Raw genomic sequence first — 23729 nt, forward strand, 5'->3', positions numbered from 1 at the left:
AGTAGTTAAGGAAGAGGATGAAAAAGTATTGCCAAATGTCCATCGTATAGCTTCGTTGCTTAAAAGATGGTTACTAGGAACACATCAAAGCTATTTGAATAAAAATAAGCTGGGTTATTATTTGGATGAATATGTATTCAGGTACAATAGAAGAACCTCTAAAAGCAGAGGCTTGCTATTTATGCGACTACTTGAGCAGGCTGTTATTACAGAACCTGTGACATACGATAAAATTATAAAAGAAAATCACGGGTGTTGATGAGATACCCCATTAAATTATATTCATAATGTTTCAACTGATGTTAGTAAAATTGCCTATTAATAATTGAATCTCACCTATGGAATTAAAGGCAAGAGTGGTGATCTCGTTGTGATAAGTATTTCAAGTGGTCATCTCGTTTTGCAAAGTGCACTTGAAAGTTGGCAAAATGTACTTGAAGGCAAGAAAAATGCACTTGAAAGATGGATTAGTGCACTTGAAAGACGACATAGAGTATCGCATAGGCAGATTTGTGTACCGCATAGGCAGTAATGTGCACTTGAAAGGGAACAGAGCCTACTTGAAAGACAGCAAAGCCTACCTGAAAGACAGCAATACGCACTTGAAGGCAAGAAACATGCACTTGAACACGCGATGTGTTCACTTCAATGGAGGAAAAATCTACCTGAAGTGAATTTTTGAGCACTTGTAAGAAAAACTATTGCTAAAGACTTTCAGCAGCTTCTTTATCCAATAGCCAAGTGGCCTTGTTCATATTTACTAAAGCCGCTGGATACTGTTGATAATTATTTTTTTTATTAAAAATCTCATCCACCTTTTCGGCTTTGTTAGCACCCGTTACTAAAAAAATGATCTCTTTACTGTTATTTATGACTTTGCCCGTAAGGCTCACTCGTACCTGCCCAGTTTCGGGGTGTTGTGCGAGCTCGCAAATGTTGTTACTATCCCACAACTTTATTTGATGTGGAAAGATGGATGCTGTATGTCCATCATCACCCATGCCTAGTAGCATAATGTCAAACTGGGGTATGTGGTTGACATGCGGCACATTGTCGTTTATTGTTGCGCTGTATGCTTTAACAGCTTCTTGTGGGTCAAGCTCACCCTTTACCCTAAATATATTGATGGCTCTTGTTTTAACATGATCAAATAAGTGCTCACGGGTCATGCCAAAGTTGCTCTCTGGATTGGTTGGAAGAACGCATCGTTCATCGCCCCAGAAGAAGCGAATTTTTGTCCAATCAATTGATTTTTCAAAATCTCGTGCCAACACTTCAAAAATGACTTTGGGCGTACTTCCTCCTGAAAGAGCTATGTTTAAATCGGGTTTTTCTTTTGTTTTGTTTAGTAAATACTCACCAAAATAAGTGGCTAATTCTTGTTTTGAATCAAATATCTTATGCATGATGTTTTAGTTTGTGTCAGGAATAGTTTTGCGGTATTTTGCAAGTGCAGATCCTGAAGTTTTACAATTCACAGTAATTACCGTCGTTAGCCAGGTTTTTACAAGGATAACGCCAGGTTATGTCATCTTCATCAATTAGATCGTCTGATACATCAGGGCCCCATGTTCCAGCCGGATAGCCATGCACTGGTATGCTTTCATCGTTTTTCCAGGCATTTAGTATTGGATCAACAAATTTCCACGCGGCCTCTACGGCATCGCCACGGTGGTATAACGTGCCATCGCCCAACATGCAATCTAATAACAATCGTTCATAGGCGCTCGGAAGATAGGTGTCTGATAAATCGCTGTAATGGAAGTCCATGTTCACATTCTGCACTTTAAAACCTGCACCTGGTACCTTCATGCCAAACTTCATCAACACACCTTCGTCGGGCTGAATACGAATGACCAGCTGGTTGTAATTTTTGCAGATGGATTCGTCATCGGCAAACAAATGATGCGGAGTTGCTTTAAAGTGAATAACGATTTCGGTTACTCGCGTTGGTAGCATTTTACCACTTCGGATGTAAAATGGTACATCGGCCCATCGCCAATTATCGATAAAAAGTTTAATGGCGGCAAATGTCTCAGTTCGAGAGTTATCGGCCACGCCTTCTTCATCGCGATACCCTTTTACGTGTTGACCTTTAATTTTTGACGCCGTGTATTGTCCGCGGATGGCGTATTTCGATACATCATCTTCTTTTATCGGACGTAAAGAATGAAATACTTTGGCAATTTCGTTACGTATATTCGTTGAGTCAATGAGAGCAGGCGGCTCCATAGCCACCAATCCAACCAAGAGCAATAAATGATTTTGAATCATATCGCGCATGGCACCAGAGCCTTCGTAATAACCACCTCTGTTACCTACACCAATGTTTTCAGCGCCGGTAATTTCTACATGATGAATGTAATTACGATTCCATAGCGGTTCAAAAATACCATTGGAAAAGCGTGTGACCAATAGGTTCTGAACTGTTTCTTTACCCAAATAATGGTCGATTCGATAAATCTGATCTTCCTTAAAATATTGTAGTAGTTCTTTGTTAAGCTTTTTAGCAGTTTTAAGATCGTAGCCAAATGGTTTTTCAACTATTAACCGTTTAAACCCGCTTGTTTCATCACTTAAGCCTTGCTCAGATAATTGTGCTGGTATAATGTTGTACATGCTCGGCGGCGTGGCCATGTAATAAATGAAATTACTGCCTGTTTTATACCGTTCATCTAATTCGCGCAGCTTCCCTTTTAGTAGGCAGTACTCATCCGGATCTTTGGTGTCAAATGAGAAGTAATGTAGTTTCTCAAGGTATTGATCAAGCTTTTTCTGGTTATCCGGTTTGTTGAGGGCAAATTGTTCGATACCCAATTTCATTTTCTCTCTAAACGCAACATCACTCAGGTCTGTTCTTCCTAAACCCAGAATGGCAAAGTTTTCTGGTAATAATCCCTGATCGAAAAGATCAAAAACAGCAGGAACCAATTTGCGATAGGTTAAATCGCCTGAGGCGCCGAATATTACTAGTATATGGTTTTTAGCTTGATTCATTTTTTTGAAATTTTTACAACCTGAGTTCGATTTATATTTAAAACTCGGGTTTATAAGTCAAGGTGCCGTAGTATTAAAGCAATACTAATACACACAGCAAAATAAACATGCCGTAATGATTTTAACAAGTGCAGGCTTGTTATTGTTTGCTCAAAAAAAGAACGCATCTCTATGTGCTATAAGCAGAGTGAGATGTGTTCTTAATTTTTTCATTGGGTTATCCACCCAAACCGGACTTCATTTTTTGTCATGACACAAAAAACGAAGCAAAAAAAGTCTAGGCTACACCCTTCTCACTCAAAAAAACAAGGATTTCATGACTGAAATTGTTTTAAACTCATCCTTTTCGTACCTCAAAAGGATTCAAACAGAAAACAATTTTTAACCGTCATTTCAAACCTGTTTTTTGGTTCACAGGCTGAGGCCAGTCCTAGCCAAGTATTCTTATATCTTAATTAAAATTGATTAGAATATAATTAATCATTGATGTTGATACCGACTCTAAATCCCCATCGTGCGTAATTACCATCTTCAAAACCGACAAATACACCTGCGCTGCCTATCAGGAATATTTGATTCATGCTGTAACCTACCTCGGCATAGTTTTTATAGTTTGGTTGAGTGAGATAGCTGGTATAAAGGTTTTCTGTCCACAAGCGATTACTCAGACCCGGTAAGAATTTAAGCAATAGGTAAGAGGCGGTGTAAGATACATGCGCTTTGGCATACCATTCGTTGGTGCTGTATCTGTAATCATCTAATAACATAAAGGCATTGTTCCAGCTTTTGAAATTAACTGGTATTTCTGATGTGTTGAAATGCTGGAAACGCGAGAAGTGCATTTGATCATTCCGCGAGAAATATCCTGCACCCACTTGCCAGTTAAAAGCATTAAAAATTCCCCATTCTCGTTTCTGCGAAATATCGCCACAGATGAGTTCATAATCTGAATCGCTTTCGAAAACACCGTTTAGGCCTCTGACATAATTTACCCTAAACGTTGGGTATTTTGAGCCATACATTATTTTACGCCCTTTATACATGCGGTAGCGTCTGCGAGGAGTATAGCTAATATCAATGGATGTAAACAGGTCGCTTTGATCCATTAAGTGTTCGGGGCCTACCTGATCATTGGGCGGAATATTATCAACATAGGGTGTGTCTTGCTCCAGAATTGACCAATTGGTATTGTTGTCGAGTTGTTCGTACTGACTGTATGATGCTGCCAATTTAATGCGCATGCCGTGTATGAGGTCAAAAGAACCATTGGCGGCCACATAATCCTTTTGGTAAAGCTTCATATAATGTTCTTTAAAAAACAAGGCAGAGAACATGTTTAAGGTTCGGTCAATACCGTATCGACTATTGAAATCGCGACTCAGTTGTCCGCCATACAGACCAATGTTGGCTCTTTTTAAAGGTGCAAAAGTGTAAGTTGCTTTGGCATCCCACATCACTTTTTCTCGTGCAAAAGCATAAGCTACCATTGGTTCAAAACGAAAGGAATGTACCGAATCAATTTTGTGGCGTATCGTGAATTTTTGCTGATAACTCCATCCGTCAACAGCATTAAAATCAACTTGACTAAGGCCAATTAAACCATGGTAAGTAATTCGTGTAGATGAGTCGTTGGCATAAAAGGTATGCCCCGATAGAAAACCACCTGAAATTTTACTAAAGGCCGACTGCTTTTTCTTTTTTGTTGAGGTGGTATCGCTTTTTATTTCGGCCAGCTTAATGGAGTCTTTGACTTCAAAACTGCGCAATTCATCACTGGTCAGCGGAATTGGTCGGATGGTTTCCCAATAGGATGAGTCTTTGCTGACTGTATCTTTTTTGTGCGTAATTTTATATGTGTCTTTTATTTCCAAAGGCTCTTCTTCCTGTTCATTTTTTCTGGATTCCTTTTCAATTAAACGCGATAGCCTGATCATATCTCGGTTTGATAGCTCTTCTTTGGCAAGGAGCTCCTCCATCTTTTTTTGTTGACGCGACTGTTCGGCTTGTTCTTGTGCTAGGGTTTCTGCTGCTTCTTTGGCAGCATCCTCGGCCGCGTATTGCTTCATTAAAGTATTGGGTACTGGTAACGAAGTATTGAGTTTAATGTCGGAGTATTTAACGGAGCCTGCATATCGAAAGTCGGCTTTAACCCCCATGATTGATGCCTTTAATATGAAGCGATGACTGATAGGGAGCCAAGAGCGTTCTTTAACAGGGGCATAAACCTGCTTGATGTTTAGTTCGCCATAAAAGGCATCGTTGGTAACATCAATAGAGTGGATGTTCCAAAGGTTATCTACAATGTAGATGTATCCGCTGTAGCTTTGTTGGCTTTTTCGCTTTGGTACCACCTTAATTTTATTAACCGCAACATCTCCCTCGTAGAAGAAGCCCTCGTATACAAATTTATAATGCGAAAAAGCATTGGGGGCCAGTGGCGAAATAGCCATGTCTTGCGTTGGTTCGTAAAAACTATAGGTAATGTAGCCAATTACATTATCATCATTGGTATCCGGAAAAGTAGAACGTGATGAGAGTACAGTATGGTTGTAAATATCAGGTGCTGTAAACTCAATTTCATTCATCGACTCCAGAGTGTATGTTTCGCCCACCTTAATGTCAGGTGCTTCCTCATCCTTTTCCATCATTTTTTGAAAAAGCTTAGGAATTTTCTTCATAAGCAAGCTTCCCTTAAGGTATACTTCAGCTTTGTATTGTTCTGTCTGCCGCTGGTAGTAGGGAGCTAAACTAATGGCTTTTCGCATTATAGGATAAGCAGGATCTTCGCCACCCGAATACACACGTACCTCTTTAATGCGATACTCTTGCTTTTTGAGCACAATGTTATTGGTAATGAATTCGTCATTCACATCAACGGTAATTTCGGTCTTTTGAAACCCCAGGCCTTGAAAAACGATGGTGTATTGGCCTTTTTCCAGTAGAATTTCATATTCGCCCAAGTCGTTTGTGGTGGTGCCTGATGTGGTTTCTTTAAGGTAAATAGTTGCGAATGGAACAGAATTGCCCTCGCTGTCACTAACAATGCCTTTAATACCTTGAGAAAAAGTGAGTATGGGCATAAGTGAAATCAACCCAGTCAGTAGTAATTTTTGGATTAACATAGCGTTAAGATGTTGGTTTAGTTAGTGTAAATATAGTTATTCTATTGAATATTTAATGCGACGATACGGTAACGCATTCCACAATTCAATGTAGGGCGAATAAGCAACTATAATAGTTACACGTTTTTCAACAAAAAACACTTGAACGCTTAAAATTTCAAGCTGAATGAGTTGTTAATTGTGTAGAACAAAGGATCAACATCGGGTGGTACCAAATTATCGTAATCAAAGCGCAGGTATAGAGCAAATGAAAACTTTTTGGTGATTTTTATGCCTAAGCGTGTTTCACTCCAAATACGAAAATCAGCAGGGTCTGAATAATCTGGCTCGTAATAGGTGCTGTGGGCTAAAGAGGCATTGGGTGAAATTTGCCAATCGGTTGACAACATGGAGCTAAACTTAACCAAGCTTTTTCTACGTTCGTACGTGCTTGTCTCAAATAATTCGTTGAGGTAGATGGTATAGGCCACCAAAAAGAGTGAAAACTTCTCTTTGTCAGCAATGTTAAAGCGAGGGCCTCCACCTAGTATGTGGCGGTGCTTTAATTGTTTTACTCTGTTGTAATGATATTGATAAAAGGCTTCTGCAATAATTATTTTATCGGGCACCCAGTAGTTGTACTTAAACATCATGCCTCCATTATTAACATTACTCTCGTTATCAACCTTGCTATAACCAACCTCCGACGAAAAAAGGTAGGTGTTGTCGTTATCGTTATACTGCAGTTTAAAGCGCGACATGATTTGAATCATATCGGTAGTCGTATGTACAAAGTTAAGTCCTAGGTTAACATCGCCCTGGAAACCCTTGTTAGGGTTTTTTGTTCGTCTTTTATCAATGCTAACAATTTGTGCAATTGAAGAAAAACTAACGAGTAGAAATAATATTAATGTAAAAAATCCCTTGTGCATAAGCTGGACAAATATGCCACAAAAATACGCTTTCCATTGAGATGTGAAAACATGTATTCAAAACAGCAACTTTCATCAGCTAAAAAACTGCTTAAAATCATGAAATTTGTATTGATTAATAATCTAAATTTGCGGATATAAAAGAATTATTTGAAACACATTAAAAAGTATTACAATGCCTAATATTTCTGATAGAGGACAACAGATGCCGGCATCGCCAATTCGTAAGCTGGTGCCATTTGCCGAAGAGGCGAAAGCAAGAGGAACAAAGGTGTATCATTTAAATATTGGTCAGCCCGATATTAAAACACCTGAGGTGGCTTTAGATGCTATACGCAACATTGACCTTAAAGTGGTTGAGTACAGTCATTCTGCTGGTATCGTAAGCTATCGTCAGAAACTGGCTAAGATGTACCAGAGCATTAATATTAATGTGGATGAGAATGAGATAATGGTAACTGCAGGTGGTTCAGAGGCCATTACTTTTGCCTTTTTAACTTGTTTAAATCCTGGTGATGAGGTGATTATTCCTGAGCCATTCTATGCTAATTACAATGGTTTTGCCGTGTCGGCAGGGGTTGAGGTTAAGCCTATTCGCTCAAGCATTGAAGATGGTTTTGCTTTACCTGCTATCGAAGAGTTTGAGAAAATGATTACTCCTAATACCAAGGCAATTGTAATCTGTAACCCTAATAACCCAACTGGTTATTTATACTCTCAAGATGAGATGGATCAGTTAAAGCAAATTGTGAAGAAGCATGAGCTTTATTTGTTTTCTGATGAGGTGTATCGTGAGTTTTGTTACGATGGAGAGAAGCATATATCAGCCATGCACCTGGATGGAATTGAGAATAACGTAGTAATGTTTGATTCGGTTTCTAAAAGATACAGTGAGTGTGGTGTTCGTATTGGGGCTTTGGTAACTAAAAATAAATCCATTATTGATACGGCAATGAAATTTGCTCAGGCACGTTTAAGCCCTCCTGGTTTTGGTCAGATTGCTGCCGAGGCATCATTGGATACGCCTAAAGAGTATTTTGATGAGGTGTACAACGAGTACATCGATCGTCGTAATTTCCTTGTGGAGGGATTAAACAAGATTGAAGGTGTTTATTCTCCAATGCCTAAAGGTGCTTTTTACACAGTTGCCAAATTACCAATTGATGATTCAGATAAATTCTGTCAGTGGATTTTGAGTGATTTTAATCATAATGGTCAAACGGTAATGATGGCGCCAGCTTCAGGTTTTTACAGTACTCCGGGAGCAGGTAAAAACGAAGTACGCATTGCATACGTTCTAAATAAAGAGGACTTAGGAAATGCCATTGAAACACTAGAGGCTGCACTTAAAGTGTACCCTGGTCGCACAAAATAAAAGTTAGTGTTATATAACGAAAAGCAGGAGAGTATTCTCCTGCTTTTTATTTATTCAACGGGTGTTGTTGGTTATTTAACCATGGCACCCGTTGACTATTTATAGGCTTAGCCCTTATTCTTTCTCTTCTTTTTCTACCTTTGTATAAAACCATACACATTGAATTTCGAACTATTTATAGCCAAAAAAATTGCTTCAGGGGGTCTAACAGGCAAACGTCTTGCAGGTCCGGTAATTAAAGTTGCCACACTTGGTATCGTATTAGGTGTAGTCGTAATGATTTTGTCTTTGGCTGTAGGTTTTGGGTTTAAAGGGGAAATTCGTAAAAAAATAAGTGGGTTTGCATCGCATATTCAGGTGGTTAGTTATGATTATAACTATTCGCCCGAAACCAATCCGATTACAGCCAATGCAACATTGGAAGAGCAAATTAATGAAGTAGATGGAGTTTCCTATATCCAAAGGTTTGCAACCAAGCCAGGCATCATAAAAGCCAATGAAGCTATACAGGGTATAGTACTCAAAGGAGTGGGGCAGGAGTATAATTGGGATTTTATTCAGTCCATTTTAGTCGATGGACGACTGCCTTCGTTCAGTGATACTCTTCGTTTAGGTGAGATTTTAATATCAGAAGAAATAGCAAAGCTTCTGGCCTTGCAAGTTGGAGATAAGATGCGCATGTATTTTATGGATGACAGACCCTTGCTAAGACGCTTTACGATAGCAGGTATTTATAACTCACACTTTCCTGAGTATGATAAATTATATGCTTTTGTTGATATAAAGCACATTCAGAAATTGAATGGATGGAATGAAGAGCAAGTATCGGGTTATGAAATTGGCGTGAATGATTTTAGCCAAATGCATTTGGTCAATGATGAAATATTTTATTTGACAAGTGCCACGGTGGAAGAGAATGGTACCATGCTGAGGACGCGTACTATTGAGCAGCTTCAACCACAAATATTCGGATGGCTCGATATCTTAGATACCAATGTGTATGTCATTCTTATTCTTATAATCCTGGTGGCCAGTTTCAATATGATTTCAGGTTTGTTAATTCTTATACTTGAACGAACAAACATGATTGGTATTTTTAAAGCCATTGGTGCCAATGACTGGAGCCTGAGAAAGGTCTTTGTTTATTTATCAAGCTTTATCATAGGGCGTGGAATGATTTGGGGTAATGTTATCGGTTTATCCTTGTGTTTGATTCAGAAATATACTCAATTGATTAAGTTGGATCCTTCCAATTATTATTTATCAACTGTACCTATTCATATTGATATTGTACAAATGATCGCCTTAAACTTATGTGTTCTCATTGTAACCATGAGCATGATGTTGGGGCCTTCATATCTGGTCTCTCGAATCCTTCCTGTCAAAGCAATACGCTTTAATTAGGGCTGTTCGATTTGTGACGCTCGCTGTCCGTTTTCGTACGTTTATTTTCAGTGTTAATTTCACGTAACTTAAAAGGTAAAAATTTTATTAAAAATTTTCGCGTTTGTAAGTTGTTGCTAGTTAAGTGTTATTGGTTTAATGTTGTTCATTTCTTAATGCGAATACCATCGCCTAATAAATGATGGTATGGTTGTTGGGTTAAAGGTGGCAAATACTTAATTAAGGTTTAAGTTAATAAATGGGACAAATGGCCGAGAACGCTCGGCCTTTTTTTATGCCCTAATTTTCGAAGCTTTGAAATAGGAAAAGTCATCACAATTATTTAACTTAAAAGAGAACAATCTATTCGTTTTCCAAGTTAACTTATAAAGAAAAGTGTATGACAAAGGAGATTAACTTACTTATCAAAGCATTAACAAAACCCTTACCTGGGCATGCTGCTCAAAAACTGATGTCGCCTTCAGTTCGCTTTACTGGGCATATAAAGTACGATGAATCCAGAGCCCGAATAAGCAGTGTTCTTATTTTATTGTATAAAAAGGATAACGAATGGTGCATCCCATTAATTCAGAGGCCTCAATACGATGGAGCACATAGTGGACAGGTTAGTTTTCCAGGCGGTAAGCAAGAAAAAGATGATAAAAGCTATTTAGATACTGCTTTACGAGAGGCATATGAGGAGGTTGGTGTTAATCCTTCTGAGCTTGAGTTTATTTGTGAGTTAAGTTCATTATATATTCCAAACTCCAATTTTATAGTATACCCACAGGTATGTATTACTGAAACACAACCTGTTTTTATCCCTGATTTGAGAGAGGTTGAGTCGATTATAGAAACACCTGTAAAACAGTTGTTATTGCCTGAAACAGTGCATCATTTTGCTCGTAATATTAACGGCAGACAAGTTGATGCTCCCTATTATAAAATTGATGATTTTGTAATTTGGGGTGCCACAGCCATGATGCTAAGTGAGTTTCTTGCAATGATTTCTTTATCTGAGGTATTTTCTAATCAGTTATCACGTTCTTATAATGCGTGTAGCGCTCCAGAATGTCGGTAACATAATGGTAGGGTTCTTCGCCTCGGCAGTAGCCATACTTAACCACTGGGTCGTTATAAAATGATGGTTTTGATTTGTTGAGCAAATAGTAATCAACATTATCTTCCCACAGATACGGGTCTTTATTGTTTTTCTCTGCCAGGCGCATCGCATCTTCCACATGGCCAGGTCCTACGTTGTATGAGGCAAGCACAAACTTTAGGCGTTCATCCGGATCTTCAATTCTACTTGTATAACGCTTATCTAACCAAATTAAGAATTTTAAGCCTCCTTGAATATTTTCCTGAGGCGATGTTGGCGTATCTACTCCAAATAGTTCTGCTGTTTGTGGCATTAATTGCATAAGACCAACGGCTCCTGCCCAGCTTTCTACTTCTGGTAAAAAACGCGATTCTTGATAAATAAGAGCCGCTATCAATCGCCAATCAAAATTGTGCTTCTCACTTTCTGATTTGATAATGGCATCGTAGGCCGATACGCGTCCTCCTTTAATGGAATGGAAGCTGGAGTTAACCAGATGCGTTGAGCGTTTATTGATGAAGTATTTGCGATATATGCGTTTGTATTGATTGGTTTTTTTAAAACTGATGAGCCAATTGTCCACTACATCTTTTAGGTCGATTGAATTGGGGCGAACAGCCCATGCAATTTTCTGTGGGAAGCTGATGGCTGTTTCCACATCTATATTATCATAGAAGTTGAGGTTGATGCGAGCCAAATTATCATCACAAACGGTAAAAGGAATTTCACCATTATCCACAAGGCCAATTAATTGTTCCACCTCATAATCTGGAATTTCCACAATGTTGATACTATCACCTATTTCGTTACTTAAGCTTCTTAAACGTGTAACATAGGCTGAGTTTTGTTGTACGTATATTGTTTTACCAGCTAATTCAAGTTGGTTACGTATTAGGTGGTTATTGAGCGATGATGTGTTTTTTTTATCGGGTTTTTGTTGCACCAGCACCTGATGAGTTATGCAATGTGGCTCGGTAAAAGCAACCTCATTACTACGATCTCGTGTAATCGTCAGGTTGGTGGCAATTAAATCAACATCACCATTGCGTAAGCTGTTGATATTTTTTTGAAGATCGTTTGAAACAACTATCTCCAACTTAATGCCTAAAGTGTTGCTCAGTGCTTGCAGTAATTCGAGCTGATAACCAAGAGGACGCCCTTTGTATACAAAATAATTGGTGGAATTATAATCAGTAACAACACGTATCTTTCCGCGCTTAACAATATCGTTTAAATCAATAGATATTAACTCTGCTGTAGTTTCTGTGTTGTTGACAGTGCTCTTTGGCTGACAGCTCCAGAGCACAGCAATAAACATTAGTACGATAATGTATGGTTGTTTCATAGCCTATAAAGTTACTTGCTTGTACTTTAATACAAGCACTTAAGTTACTTCCTTAGTCATAAAAATTCCACGATACACCAAATTTTAAGTTCCGAGGATTACCTGGGTATAGGTAGGTGGTGTAATACGGTTCGTTAGGAAATCCCTGATTTAGGTGGTCAAATTTGACATAGATACGCGCTCTCTTAAGCTGTAGGTTTACAAAGGCATCAACAAATGGATAATTACCAACTTTTTCGAGTTGCTGGTTCACAAACATGCCAGTTGCAGGCATGTACATGGGAGCATAATAAGATGTGTTATACCTAATGTCAAAACCCAATTGAAAGTGAAGTACCTTAAATAAAGTATTTTCGTAATACGTTGAATTGTACAGAGCAAGCAAAGGTAAAGGAATGTACTTGTCGTCGCTGGTGTATTGTACAACTACATCGTTTATACTATGCACCCTACCTAATATAAAATGTTTTTTCAAGCGGCCATTTAGTACTTGTAGTACCGAACTGGTTTGCCCTGGTAGGCCATTGTTTTGCCAATAAATATGCTCTGTAATAAGGTTTACGCCACCACTTAGTTCTAAACGGCGGGTTGGTATACGAATGCCTCCTTGAACTTTTATGCTTTTTACTTGGTTGAAATCTCTTGACCACTGAAGATGGTTTGAGAAGTATTGGTTTTCAAACAACTCGGGTTGACGGAAATATATACCACCATGTGCAAAAAAGCCTGCTGTATCTTTACGTATTCTAAATCGGGAATTTAAACTACCCGTTATTTCCGAATCGCCAGCGCGGTATCCCTGGAAATAGAGTTGAGCACCTGCATTCCACCAGAAATTATTACCTAAGTTTTTAAATATTTGGCCTCCAATGGCAGATGTTACCAAGGTGGTATCGCGCGTTTGGTAGTTAGGAATGCCGCCGCCATTCTCGTCATAATTCCATGATGTTTGTCCTGGAAATTTATAAAAGCTGATGTCGTTTATGATGTAAGCTCTTAATCCAAACTTTAACAAAGAATTGGCCTCCTCATTAAATTTAATCTGAAAAGTGTTGGATAGGTTATTGTACAAGGTGCTGTCACGCGTTTGTAACGAATCTCTGTAAATGTTTGGATAGAATGGTGTATCCGTAATGTAATAGTTGGGAAGGTCATCAATTTTGTGCAGTCGTTTACCTTGGTCAAACTTTATGGTATGATACACTGTACTAACCGGTAATTCAGTTGTCGTTGAATCTTTTCCTTTAACATTTATATTACCAATCGATAAAGAGTGGTTGTAGAAAAACTGATATGATGTGATTTGATTATAAGCTGTTTGAAACTGAACAGGAATTTCATCTGGTTCCAATTCCTGAAAATCACGTCCTTCACCCAATGGGTTAATTCCACCATTTTCCTGATTGTCAATATCGGTATATATCAATCCGGCATGCGCGTTGTAACGATTACCATTGTAGCTTGTCCAGAATTTAAAGTTTTGATTTTCGGCTTTCTGACCTTGATATTGTCCAATTGAAGAGTTCAGTTGGTATTGTATTCCTACATTTAGGCGTTTGTTTACGTTTTGAGTGTAAGTAGCGCTAATCGCTTCTTCTGATCGTCGTTTAGGTCCGCCAAAGTGATAAGTGACATTAACGTAGGGTGTTTTGGTGTCGTAAAAGTATAGTTCGTGCGGCTGAGGAATGTATGTTAGAAATGGGTTGTAAAACAAATGCCCATAATGTTGTTGTTGCTCGTGAAAAATCATGGATTGATTGGCCGAGTTCATGTTGCCTAACCAAGCTTGTGCAATGCTCTTGTTAAAAATCTGATTGTATATCTGATATCCATTGGATAGTGTATCCACTGGAACTGTGTCGCTGAAAGTGAAGTTATTGGTCAAATGCCAGCTACGAACATCGGGGCGTATAAAGTCACCTTCTGTTTTACCAATCTGATCTTCGGGAGCGCCACCTCTTGATTGGCTGCCACCTGTTGGACGTTGAGCTACAGAAAAGCTCAGTGAGAAAATACTAATTAATAAGGCTGTAAGGTATTTGTTGAAGCTTAGTTGCATATTAATTCTGATCAAATCGCTTGAATTGAAATTATTTGCGATAAATTATTCAATTTAACATGAGCAAATATAGCCAAAAAGTTTGCAATTGCCCTTTGATGATACTGAGGTGTGCAAAACAAAGAAGCTACCAGAGGTAGCTTCAATAATTTTATTTCTTACGTAATACAATATTTACCTGAACACCATTAAAATCCCAATGTTCTCTAATTTTATTCTCCAAAAAGCGCATGTACGGATCTTTGATGTATTGCGGCAGATTGCAGAAGAAAGCAAAGGTTGGCGAATGAGTTGGTAATTGTGTAACGTACTTTATTTTTATAAACTTTCCTTTTGTCGATGGCGGTGGGTACCTTTCGATTAAAGGAAGTAATGTGTCGTTAAGCTTAGAAGTTGTAATTTTTGTGTTTTTGTTCTCGTAAACTTCTAAAGCAGCCTCAATAGCTTTGTGTATTCGCTGTTTGGTTGTAGCAGAGGTAAACACGATAGGGAAATCGGTAAACGGAGCCATAGATTCACGCACCATAGCCTCAAATTTCTTAACCGTATGTGTATCTTTTTCAATAAGGTCCCATTTATTAACCAATACAACGATGCCTTTTTTATTACGCTGGATAAGGTTGAATATTTTTTGATCCTGTGCTTCAAATCCACGCGTTGCATCAATCATTAACATGCAAACATCTGCATTTTCAATGGCTCGTACAGCACGCATTACAGAGTAAAACTCCAGGTCTTCATTTACTTTCGACTTTTTACGCAAACCAGCTGTATCAACCAGGTAAAAGTCATGACCGAATTTATTGTAACGTGTAAAGATTGAATCACGCGTAGTGCCCGAAATAGGCGTTACAATGTTTCTGTCTTCACCAATAAAGGCATTTATAATTGAAGATTTACCAGCATTTGGTCGACCTACAATGGTAAACTTAGGTAAGTCTAGTTCTTCTTCGTTCTCATCTTTTGGGAACATCGAAACCAACTTATCAAGGAATTCACCTGTTCCAGATCCATTAATAGCCGAAAGAGGGAATAGGTTTTCTAATCCAAGAGAATAGAAATAACTAGCCTCAGTTATACGTTCACTGTTATCAACTTTGTTAACAACCATCAAAACAGGTTTAGCCGAGCGGCGAAGTAAATCAGCAACACCTTCGTCATAATCCGTAATGCCAGTAACCACATCAACAACAAAAACGATGATGTCGGCTTCCTCAATGGCGATCAATACCTGTTTACGTATGGCTTCTTCAAAAATGTCATCAGAGTTGGTTGCATAACCTCCAGTGTCAATCACTGAAAAATCAACACCATTCCAAAAAGCTTTGCCATAAAGTCGGTCGCGTGTTACTCCCGCTTGCTCATCAACAATTGCTTGTCGGCTTCCGGTTAATCGATTAAATAATGTTGACTTACCGACATTTGGACGGCCAACAACTGCAACTATATTTCCCATGATGCTATTTTCTTTTATTATTTCGGGGCTGCAAAGGTAGTTAAACTCCTGCGTTACACCAATCTTTATTTTTGAATTAGGTGCAATTACTATTTTAGTTCGTAACCATGTCCGCGAAGGAAATTCTCCTTGTCGCGCCAATCTTTACTCACTTTAACGTAGGTAACCAGGTTTACTTTCTTTTTAAAGAAGGCCTCCATGTCTTTGCGAGCTTCTATGCCAACCCACTTCAATTTCACGCCTTTATGACCAATGATAATGCCTTTTTGCGACTCGCGAGCCACATGTATAATGGCACGAATGTCAATGCGTTCTTTGGCCTCTTTAAATTCTTCCACTTCTACCTCTACAGAGTATGGAATCTCCTTTTTATACTGTACCAATATCTTCTCACGGATGATTTCGGTAACAAAAAAGCGTTCTGATTTATCGGTAATAGCCTCTTTGTCAAAGAAAGGAGGTGAATCTGGTAGCATTTCAATGATGCGATTAAACAAGTTTTGCGTGTTGAATTTACGCAAGGCCGACATTGGGAATAACTCAGCCTTAGGGAGCTGTACTTTCCAAAAATCAACAATGTCATCCAGTTTACTTTGGTCAATCAAATCAATTTTGTTGATTACCAATAATACTGGAATATCTGTTTTTTGAACTGAACTTAAGAATTCATCATTCTTATCTGGTTTTTCAAAAGTATCAGTTACGTATAAGATGATATCCGCATCGTTAAGGGCCGATTTAGAAAACTTGAGCATCGACTCTTGTAATTTGTAATTGGGCTTCAATACACCAGGTGTATCTGAAAAAACAATTTGGTACTCAGGCTTATTAACAATGCCAAAAATACGATGTCGTGTAGTTTGTGCTTTCGATGTGATAATAGATAAGCGTTCGCCCACTAATTCGTTCGACAAAGTTGATTTTCCAACATTGGGGTTACCCACTATATTTACAAAGCCTGCTTTATGTGTCATATGTTATTTTTGTTTTAGAGCGCAAAGATAAGATAAATAGTTAAGCTTAGTTGCTTGTTGTAAATCAATAACAAGCAAATGACTCATTAGAACCTAACATTATGGCGATGAGTACTCCGTGTGAATGAGGTATCGATTGCACCATGTCGTGTACTGACGAATGTTTTTGTGTTTTATTGTTTTGTAATAAGAAAGTCAAAAAAGGGATAAAATGTTTGGTAACACAGCAAAAATGCTTGCTTTTCATTAGCTTTAATCTTTTATAAATATTTTGTTACTCTGATAAACCCTTTAACTATGAAGACTGTGTTAACCCGTCATTATCTTTTTGTACTTCTTATGTCGTTTTTAATGGCCTGTGGCCAACCTGAGGAGGTGAAAAAAGGGATTATTTCAGTTATTCCACAGCCCAATTCTATTGTACAAAAACACGGCTACTTTAAACTTAATAAGTCAACCCAGTGGCTTATTAACGATGATGAAGTAAAAGAATTAGTTACTTATTTTTCTGAAAAGATAAATACTGCTACTGGTTATCAACTATCGATGAGTAGTGATGAACCAGGCTCTAATTTTATATCTATAAATATCGACCCATCATTAAACATGACTAAAGAGGGTTATACTGTTTCTGTGATGAAAGATTTTATTCATGTTGCGAGCCCTACTAAACATGGTTTATTTTACGGCTTGCAAACTTTGTTACAATTATTGCCACCCGATATCGAGGCAAAAACAGAGCTTAATAATGTAAATTGGAAAATACCTGTAGTTGATATTAAGGATGAACCACGCTTTAAATGGCGCGGGATGCACCTGGATGTATGTCGTCATTTTGTGCCTGTCGAAAACATTAAAAAGCATTTGGATATGATGGCCATGTTTAAAATGAACACCTTTCATTGGCATCTGACGGAAGATCAGGCTTGGCGTATTGAAATAAAGAAATATCCTCTATTGACTAAAGTTGGATCGAAACGAACAGAGGGAGAGGGCTTTGTTAGTTCTGGGTATTACTCTCAGGAAGAGGTAAAGGAAATTGTAAAATATGCGGCTGATCGGTTTATCACAGTAGTGCCCGAAATAGAATTACCTGGGCATGCATTGGCTGCTTTATCCGCCTACCCTGAATATTCATGTACGGGTGGTCCTTTCGAAGTCAGGAATGTGTGGGGTGTTGAGCCCGATGTGTTTTGTGCAGGGAAAGATGAAACCTTTGAGTTTTTGGAAGATGTGATTAAGGAAGTTGTTGCTTTATTTCCATCAACCTACTTTCATATTGGTGGAGATGAGTGCTCTAAAGAAAGATGGGAAGAGTGCCTTAGCTGCCAGCGTCGAATTCGGCGTGAACGCTTAAAGGATGAGCATGAACTACAAAGCTACTTTATAAAGCGTATTGAGAAAGTTCTGCTGGATCATGGGAAAAAAATGATTGGGTGGGATGAGATACTGGAAGGTGGTCTCGCGGAATCAGCTGCCGTGATGTCGTGGCGAGGTGAAAAAGGTGGAATCGAAGCGGCAAATGAGGGGCACGATGTTGTAATGACGCCAGGTAATTGGTGTTACCTGGATCATTACCAGGGCGATTATAGGGTAGAACCGGTAGCCATTGGAGGCTACACTACCTTGGAAGAGTCTTATAATTACGAACCGGTTCCTGCTGAATTAGTCGAAGATAAGATAAAACACGTGTTAGGTACGCAAGGTAATGTGTGGACAGAATATATGTATACACCTGAGTTAGTTGAATACCGTGTTTATCCGCGCCTGATAGCTTTGGCTGAAGTCAACTGGACGCAAAAAGAGCAAAAAGAGTATAAGCAGTTCGTTAAACGTTTGGATAAGCAATTCGTACGTCTGGATCATCACAATATTAATTATCATATTCCTTTACCCGAGGGGCCTCTTAATAGGGTGGTTTATTTAGATGAAGCTAAATTGGAATTCAGCAATACACGCAATTATCCAATGGTTTATACAACAGATGGCACGTTACCAACACCTAAGTCAAAGGTGTATAATAAACCACTTTTTTTCGACGAAGATCAAACTGTTAATATTGCTACTTTATTGGTAAGTGGTAAAATGAGTAAGCATCGCGAAATAAATGTAACTAAAACCAAACTAATACCTGCAACAAACGTGAGAACAACAAAACCAGGACTAGCAGAAGAATATGTAGATGGGTCTTTTTTGAATGTTTCTGACTTAAAAAAGGTAAGAGATTGGCAAACACGCGATGGTGTAATAGATGAAAGAGGGGTTAAAGACCGTCGACTCGATTATAAAACACCATCTGCACATGTGTTCAAAGGTTATATTAGCATACCAAGTGATGGTATTTATGAGTTTCAGTCTAACTTGGATCAATTGTTTTTATCCAATCAATTACTCATCGATAACGATGGTGAGGTGAAGCGTTTTTCACGCAATAACACAAGTGTAGCTTTGGCAAAAGGTAAACACCCGATCAAACTCATTTATCTCAATAATGTTATTGGTGGATGGCCTCAAACATGGAATGGTCCTAAAATACAATTCCGAAAAATGGGAAAAGAAGATTTTATCACTGTAAATAACGACATGTACAGTAACTAATAAAAACGCTTGCTTTTACTTGTGGCTAGCTATTGAAAATTAATATTTTGAAGCCTTGTGTGTTTATAAAGCCACAGTGGGCGTTGCAGAAAAATATATCGCAAAAGAGAAAAAGCCTTATCGATTAATCGAGAGGCTTTTTTTACGACTTGGTTTTGCTAAAGCATGGTTTTCTATTTCGCATTAAATAATGTATTTTCGCACTCGATTTTGAAAGAAATAATATCATTTTAAAAATAAACAAATGAACAAAATTAGTTATGCCCTAGGGATGAACTTGGCGCAAAATCTTAAAGCGTCAGGTATTGAGACGATTGAATATTCTGAATTCACACAAGGGCTAGAAGCTGCTTTTGAAGGTAAAGACACTCAAATGTCTGCTGATGATGCTAATCAGGTACTACAACAGTTTTTTGGTGAGCTACAGGCTAAGCAAGCAGAAGTTGCTGTTCAGGCTGGTAAAGACTTTTTAGCTGAGAACGCTAAAAAAGAAGGTGTAGTAACATTAGAGAGCGGATTGCAGTATGAAATTATTACTGAAGGAAACGGTGCTAAGCCTGCTGCTACTGATCAGGTAGAGTGTCATTACCATGGTACTTTAATTGACGGATCTGTATTCGATAGTTCTGTTGAGCGTGGCGAGCCTGCTACATTCCCGGTTAATGGTGTTATCCAAGGTTGGGTTGAAGCATTGCAGTTGATGCCAGTTGGAAGTAAGTGGCGTTTAGCTATCCCATCTGACTTGGCTTACGGTGAGCGTGGAGCTGGTCAGCACATTGGACCTCACACAACACTTGTGTTTGAAGTTGAGCTTTTAGCTATTAAATAATCAATTCGTATATAATTAAACAGATGAAATGAGTCATGAGAATAGCTCCTCACACATGAGGATGACTAAATTGGCGAGTTTCATGTGTCAAATGAAAGCAAATTATTATCAGATGAAAGTAACAAATCTACTAGCGGCCTTTACTTTACTTGTAATGGTAATGGCATCGTGTACTAAAGTTCCTAACACAGGAAAAATGGATTTTGCAGACCAGACAGATAGTGTGAGTTATGCACTAGGTTATCTTCAGGCTGCTAATTTAAAACAGCAATTTGAGCGTTGGCCAATTGAGGTTGACTCGGCAGCATGTGTTGGTTTAGCAAAAACATTAGCTAAGCAAGAAGTAAAAAAGGCCAATATTGAGCACCTGGAAGGTATGTTCAATGAGATTGACGAGGCTGTTTTTATGAAAGGATTCATGAACGAATTCGCATATAACAAGTCGTATTTTACTGAAACAACAGCAGACATGTACTTACGTAAGGTGATGGAGTCGTTGAAAGCGGTGAAAGATGCTGAACGTGCAGAGAAAGCTGTTGCTAACCTGGCTGAAGGGCAGAAATTCTTGGAAGAGAATGGTAGTCGTGCAGAAGTAATTACTACTGCTTCAGGCCTTCAGTACGAAATTATTAAAGAAGGTAATGGACCTATTGCTACAACAGCAGATCGTGTGAAGTGTCATTACCATGGTACTTTAATCGACGGTACTGTTTTTGATAGTTCTGTTGAGCGTGAGCAGCCTGCTACATTTGGTGTAACTGGAGTAATTAAAGGTTGGACCGAAGCATTGCAGTTAATGCCTGCAGGTAGTAAATGGCGCTTGTATATCCCTGCTGAATTGGCGTATGGTGAGCGTGGATCGGGAGCTAAAATTGGCCCTAACACAGCACTTATTTTTGACCTTGATTTAATTGAGGTTGTGAAGAAGTAAGCATCGCTGCTTTATAATATAAACGGGTTGGAGAGTCTTCTTCAGCCCGTTTTTGTTTTAATACGTGGATGAATTTGCTGCGACTCTCTATTTTTTATCTACTCCTATTCAAAAGGTGTAATACTGTTTACAATCAAAATGTCTTTCGTTCGCTTCGCTCCTAAAAGCACTATGAATATGTATCGGCATTATACCAGCGCATTTGAATATAAATGGTGTTATTAACTCATGTTGGTTTACATAGATAATATGTAGGCTTACCGCTAATGAATTAAGAATTAATCTTACTCTCACCAAGCGGAGTTACTTTCCCCTGAAAAAGGGAAGAGGATGGGCAATGTAACCGGTTCCCACCCTTTATAAGGTGGAGTGCTATAGGTAGGGTGGTTTTGACTAATCAAATCAGACCTTTAGAAATGCAATACAACCTAGTAAGGTGTATTTTGATGAGTAAACGGTATTACAGTCTGTCCGTCGACTGGCTTTATTGTTGCCGATAGGTATATCGCGACCCAATTGGGTCGTGCAATATGACCCAATTGGGTTATGGTGTCTGACCCAACTGGGTCGGATTATGTGGGTGATACTATCTTTATATTTCAGAATGCGCTGGTATCATGCTATAACATCATCAATGCGACTTTTGAAATGGAATGTACTAAAGGCATATTTTGATGAGTGAACGATATAAGTGGTAATTCTTAGAGAGTTAAATGTGATGACACTTAACTAAAAAGAGGGTGTCCAAAATTACGGCATCCTCTTTTTTTTATGTTTTAAAATTGAATCGCGTTTGTTAATATGCTATACCGCTGAGAGGCTGTAGTTGAGCTGGTATTTTGTTTTAAAGCTAGATATGGAGGCTATTATTCGTATTTGGAGTAAAATAGTCTCCTTTAGAGCCCTTTCTACTAACTTCTTGNAAAAAGAGGGTGTCCAAAATTACGGCATCCTCTTTTTTTATGTTTTAAAATTGAATCGCGTTTGTTAATATGCTATACCGCTGAGAGGCTGTAGTTGAGCTGGTATTTTGTTTTAAAGCTAGATATGGAGGCTATTATTCGTATTTGGAGTAAAATAGTCTCCTTTAGAGCCCTTTCTACTAACTTCTTGGTCATTTTACTAATGTTTATAGCGATGGCAATCAAGCCAAATTCCAGGCCAACACCTTCAAGCCCTTTTAGCTTAAAACGATTAAATCCTTTGTTGTATTTAATCTGACCAAAGACAGCCTCTGGTTCAATAGGCCGTTTACTTCGGTGATGTAACCCCTTATCGCTATTAAGAGCCTCTCTGGCTTTTTGTTTATAAGCTCTCAGCCTAAAATTGACTTCGATGCTACGGTTGCCTTTGCCTTTAAAGCATCGCCCTCTGATTTGGCAGTTGCTGCAGTTTTTTGCTCTATACTTTCTAAGTGTACTTTTATAACCATGAGCATTTTGCTTTTCGTACTCCGCAACAAAATGCATGAGTTGCCCCATTGGGCATACAAAGAAATCGCCTGTTGAATTATAATGTAAGTTCTCTACTTTGTATGGATCGGTTTTAAACGCTTTCTTTTGTTCGGCATGAAAATAGTTGAACTTCACATAGTGCTCAATCTGCTCCTTTTCAAGGTGCTCGTAGTTTTCTTCACTGCCATAGCCACTATCGGCTACTACTTCTTTTGATTGCTTATTATAGCGGGTCTGAAACCCTGTGAGGTAGTCAATAAAGGTGCGTGTGTCAGTTGGGTTCTGATAAATACCATAATGGGTTATAAACTGGTTTTCGGTACTTATCTGAACATTGTAAGCTGGCTTTAACTGTCCGTTCTTCATGTGATCTTCTTTCATGCGCATGAAGGTGGCTTCCTTATCGGTTTTGGAGCAGGAGTTGCGCTGGTCGCCAATGTCTTCGAGTTTTTGTTCGTACTCTTCAAGTTTGGGCAGGTGTTTATTTTCCAACTCTTTTACCAGCTTCTTGACTGGTTTTTCCTGCGCTTTCTCTGACTGCTTGATTTGCGAAATCCGCTTTTTGAGTTCGTCCGAATCAAAAGGACGTGATTCATCATCCCGACTTTGATTATCTTCTGCAATACCCTGTTCTATCTGCTCTAGAATGTTGGCTATTTTCTTTTCCAGCCTAGCTTTATGCTTTTCTACGGACTTGCGCCAGACAAAACTGTAACGGTTGGCCCTGCTTTCAATTTTTGTTCCATCGATATATTGAACATCTAAGCTTACATAGCCTAAATCAACAAGGATGAATACCACTTGGCTAAACAACTTATGGATGTGCTTCTTCAAACGTTTACTTCTAAAGTCGTTAATGCACGAATGTTTAGGGAATTGTTTCCCACTTACCCACATATAAGCAATGCTTTCTGTCAAGGCCTGCTCCATCTTTCGGCATGAAAACACATTACTCAGATAACTGTAAAACAATACCTTTAGTAACATGCGGGGATGATAACCTTTACACCCACCAGCCTTATAACTCCTAACGATATCGTCTAAATCGAGCTCATCTACTACTTGACTAACTATACGAACAGGTGCATTCTCTGGAATGAACTCATCAAGGCGCGATGGGAATAATTCAGATTGACCTTGATTATAGGGATTGAAATTGATTTGTTTCATGCTTTTAAGATACTAAATATCAG

16 protein-coding genes and 1 pseudogene are annotated in these 23729 nt (G+C 38.6%); 8 read left to right on the forward strand and 9 right to left on the reverse strand.

The features are described 5' to 3' along the window. Window positions 1–259 (forward strand): annotated as a pseudogene (locus FNN09_RS21210) (IS1595 family transposase); the annotation flags it as partial. 169 nt (window positions 260–428) lie between these two features. Continuing rightward, entirely contained in the window at window positions 429–674 is a 246-nt protein-coding gene (locus FNN09_RS17900) for a hypothetical protein (protein WP_143303855.1), read from the forward strand. Window positions 675–704: 30 nt separating this feature from the next. On the opposite strand, the gene pgl is transcribed toward FNN09_RS17900, so the two are convergent. The 4 genes from pgl to FNN09_RS17920 all read right to left on the reverse strand — a co-directional run bounded on the left by pgl (window position 705) and on the right by FNN09_RS17920 (window position 7030). After that, entirely contained in the window at window positions 705–1406 is a 702-nt protein-coding gene (gene pgl, locus FNN09_RS17905; protein ID WP_255434166.1) for a 6-phosphogluconolactonase, read from the reverse strand. Between the two features lie 61 nt (window positions 1407–1467). Beyond that, window positions 1468–2997, reverse strand: coding sequence for a glucose-6-phosphate dehydrogenase (gene zwf / locus FNN09_RS17910; protein WP_143303857.1), 1530 nt, complete (start codon window positions 2995–2997; stop codon window positions 1468–1470). A 476-nt stretch (window positions 2998–3473) separates the two neighbouring features. Next, window positions 3474–6119, reverse strand: coding sequence for a DUF5686 and carboxypeptidase regulatory-like domain-containing protein (locus tag FNN09_RS17915; RefSeq protein WP_143303858.1), 2646 nt, complete (start codon window positions 6117–6119; stop codon window positions 3474–3476). 149 nt (window positions 6120–6268) lie between these two features. Further along, window positions 6269–7030 carry a DUF481 domain-containing protein gene (locus FNN09_RS17920; protein ID WP_143303859.1) on the reverse strand — a complete coding sequence of 254 codons (762 nt, stop codon included), beginning with the start codon at window positions 7028–7030 and terminating at the stop codon, window positions 6269–6271. 175 nt (window positions 7031–7205) lie between these two features. Between FNN09_RS17920 and FNN09_RS17925 the strand changes: the two genes are divergently transcribed. From FNN09_RS17925 to FNN09_RS17935, 3 genes are all read left to right on the forward strand, one after another. Continuing rightward, on the forward strand, window positions 7206–8405 hold the full coding sequence (locus FNN09_RS17925; RefSeq protein WP_143303860.1) for a pyridoxal phosphate-dependent aminotransferase: 1200 nt from the start codon (window positions 7206–7208) through the stop codon (window positions 8403–8405). Between the two features lie 159 nt (window positions 8406–8564). After that, window positions 8565–9809 (forward strand): ABC transporter permease, encoded by a 1245-nt coding sequence (locus tag FNN09_RS17930; RefSeq protein WP_143303861.1) that lies wholly within the window; start codon window positions 8565–8567, stop codon window positions 9807–9809. Between the two features lie 379 nt (window positions 9810–10188). Then, window positions 10189–10869 (forward strand): CoA pyrophosphatase, encoded by a 681-nt coding sequence (locus FNN09_RS17935; RefSeq protein WP_143303862.1) that lies wholly within the window; start codon window positions 10189–10191, stop codon window positions 10867–10869. On the opposite strand, the gene FNN09_RS17940 is transcribed toward FNN09_RS17935, so the two are convergent. From FNN09_RS17940 to era, 4 genes are all read right to left on the reverse strand, one after another. After that, on the reverse strand, window positions 10817–12235 hold the full coding sequence (locus tag FNN09_RS17940; RefSeq protein ID WP_143303863.1) for a transporter substrate-binding domain-containing protein: 1419 nt from the start codon (window positions 12233–12235) through the stop codon (window positions 10817–10819). The two genes, FNN09_RS17935 and FNN09_RS17940, sit on opposite strands and share 53 nt — an antisense overlap. 52 nt (window positions 12236–12287) lie before the next feature. Further along, window positions 12288–14294, reverse strand: coding sequence for a putative porin (locus tag FNN09_RS17945; protein WP_143303864.1), 2007 nt, complete (start codon window positions 14292–14294; stop codon window positions 12288–12290). 151 nt (window positions 14295–14445) lie between these two features. Continuing rightward, window positions 14446–15750 (reverse strand): ribosome biogenesis GTPase Der, encoded by a 1305-nt coding sequence (gene der / locus FNN09_RS17950; RefSeq protein ID WP_143303865.1) that lies wholly within the window; start codon window positions 15748–15750, stop codon window positions 14446–14448. 89 nt (window positions 15751–15839) lie between these two features. Further along, window positions 15840–16724 carry a GTPase Era gene (gene era, locus FNN09_RS17955; RefSeq protein ID WP_143303866.1) on the reverse strand — a complete coding sequence of 295 codons (885 nt, stop codon included), beginning with the start codon at window positions 16722–16724 and terminating at the stop codon, window positions 15840–15842. Between the two features lie 297 nt (window positions 16725–17021). On the opposite strand from era, the gene FNN09_RS17960 reads away from it, so the two are divergent. From FNN09_RS17960 to FNN09_RS17970, 3 genes are all read left to right on the forward strand, one after another. Next, window positions 17022–19322 (forward strand): family 20 glycosylhydrolase, encoded by a 2301-nt coding sequence (locus FNN09_RS17960; RefSeq protein ID WP_221932532.1) that lies wholly within the window; start codon window positions 17022–17024, stop codon window positions 19320–19322. A 244-nt stretch (window positions 19323–19566) separates the two neighbouring features. Next, window positions 19567–20151 (forward strand): FKBP-type peptidyl-prolyl cis-trans isomerase, encoded by a 585-nt coding sequence (locus FNN09_RS17965; RefSeq protein ID WP_143303867.1) that lies wholly within the window; start codon window positions 19567–19569, stop codon window positions 20149–20151. A 112-nt stretch (window positions 20152–20263) separates the two neighbouring features. Beyond that, window positions 20264–21082, forward strand: coding sequence for an FKBP-type peptidyl-prolyl cis-trans isomerase (locus tag FNN09_RS17970; protein ID WP_366520179.1), 819 nt, complete (start codon window positions 20264–20266; stop codon window positions 21080–21082). Window positions 21083–22077: 995 nt separating this feature from the next. Here FNN09_RS17970 and FNN09_RS17975 read toward each other — a convergent pair. Then, on the reverse strand, window positions 22078–23706 hold the full coding sequence (locus FNN09_RS17975; RefSeq protein WP_143303868.1) for an IS1182 family transposase: 1629 nt from the start codon (window positions 23704–23706) through the stop codon (window positions 22078–22080). Between the last annotated feature and the right edge of the window lie 23 nt (window positions 23707–23729).

This window comes from Carboxylicivirga sp. M1479 (assembly GCF_007097485.1).
Lineage (GTDB): Bacteria > Bacteroidota > Bacteroidia > Bacteroidales > Marinilabiliaceae > Carboxylicivirga.

Excerpts from the sequence above, each read along its gene's own strand:
- FNN09_RS17900 (WP_143303855.1), top strand. The coding sequence starts at position 429 with ATGTACTTGAAGGCAAGAAAAATGCACTTGAAAGATGGATTAGTGCAC.
- FNN09_RS17965 (WP_143303867.1), top strand. The coding sequence starts at position 19,567 with ATGAACAAAATTAGTTATGCCCTAGGGATGAACTTGGCGCAAAATCTT.
- FNN09_RS17925 (WP_143303860.1), top strand. The coding sequence starts at position 7,206 with ATGCCTAATATTTCTGATAGAGGACAACAGATGCCGGCATCGCCAATT.
- FNN09_RS17975 (WP_143303868.1), bottom strand. The coding sequence starts at position 23,706 with ATGAAACAAATCAATTTCAATCCCTATAATCAAGGTCAATCTGAATTA.
- pgl (WP_255434166.1), bottom strand. The coding sequence starts at position 1,406 with ATGCATAAGATATTTGATTCAAAACAAGAATTAGCCACTTATTTTGGT.
- era (WP_143303866.1), bottom strand. The coding sequence starts at position 16,724 with ATGACACATAAAGCAGGCTTTGTAAATATAGTGGGTAACCCCAATGTT.
- der (WP_143303865.1), bottom strand. The coding sequence starts at position 15,750 with ATGGGAAATATAGTTGCAGTTGTTGGCCGTCCAAATGTCGGTAAGTCA.
- FNN09_RS17960 (WP_221932532.1), top strand. The coding sequence starts at position 17,022 with ATGAAGACTGTGTTAACCCGTCATTATCTTTTTGTACTTCTTATGTCG.
- FNN09_RS17920 (WP_143303859.1), bottom strand. The coding sequence starts at position 7,030 with ATGCACAAGGGATTTTTTACATTAATATTATTTCTACTCGTTAGTTTT.
- FNN09_RS17970 (WP_366520179.1), top strand. The coding sequence starts at position 20,264 with ATGAAAGTAACAAATCTACTAGCGGCCTTTACTTTACTTGTAATGGTA.
- zwf (WP_143303857.1), bottom strand. The coding sequence starts at position 2,997 with ATGAATCAAGCTAAAAACCATATACTAGTAATATTCGGCGCCTCAGGC.
- FNN09_RS17935 (WP_143303862.1), top strand. The coding sequence starts at position 10,189 with ATGACAAAGGAGATTAACTTACTTATCAAAGCATTAACAAAACCCTTA.
- FNN09_RS17940 (WP_143303863.1), bottom strand. The coding sequence starts at position 12,235 with ATGAAACAACCATACATTATCGTACTAATGTTTATTGCTGTGCTCTGG.
- FNN09_RS17945 (WP_143303864.1), bottom strand. The coding sequence starts at position 14,294 with ATGCAACTAAGCTTCAACAAATACCTTACAGCCTTATTAATTAGTATT.
- FNN09_RS17915 (WP_143303858.1), bottom strand. The coding sequence starts at position 6,119 with ATGTTAATCCAAAAATTACTACTGACTGGGTTGATTTCACTTATGCCC.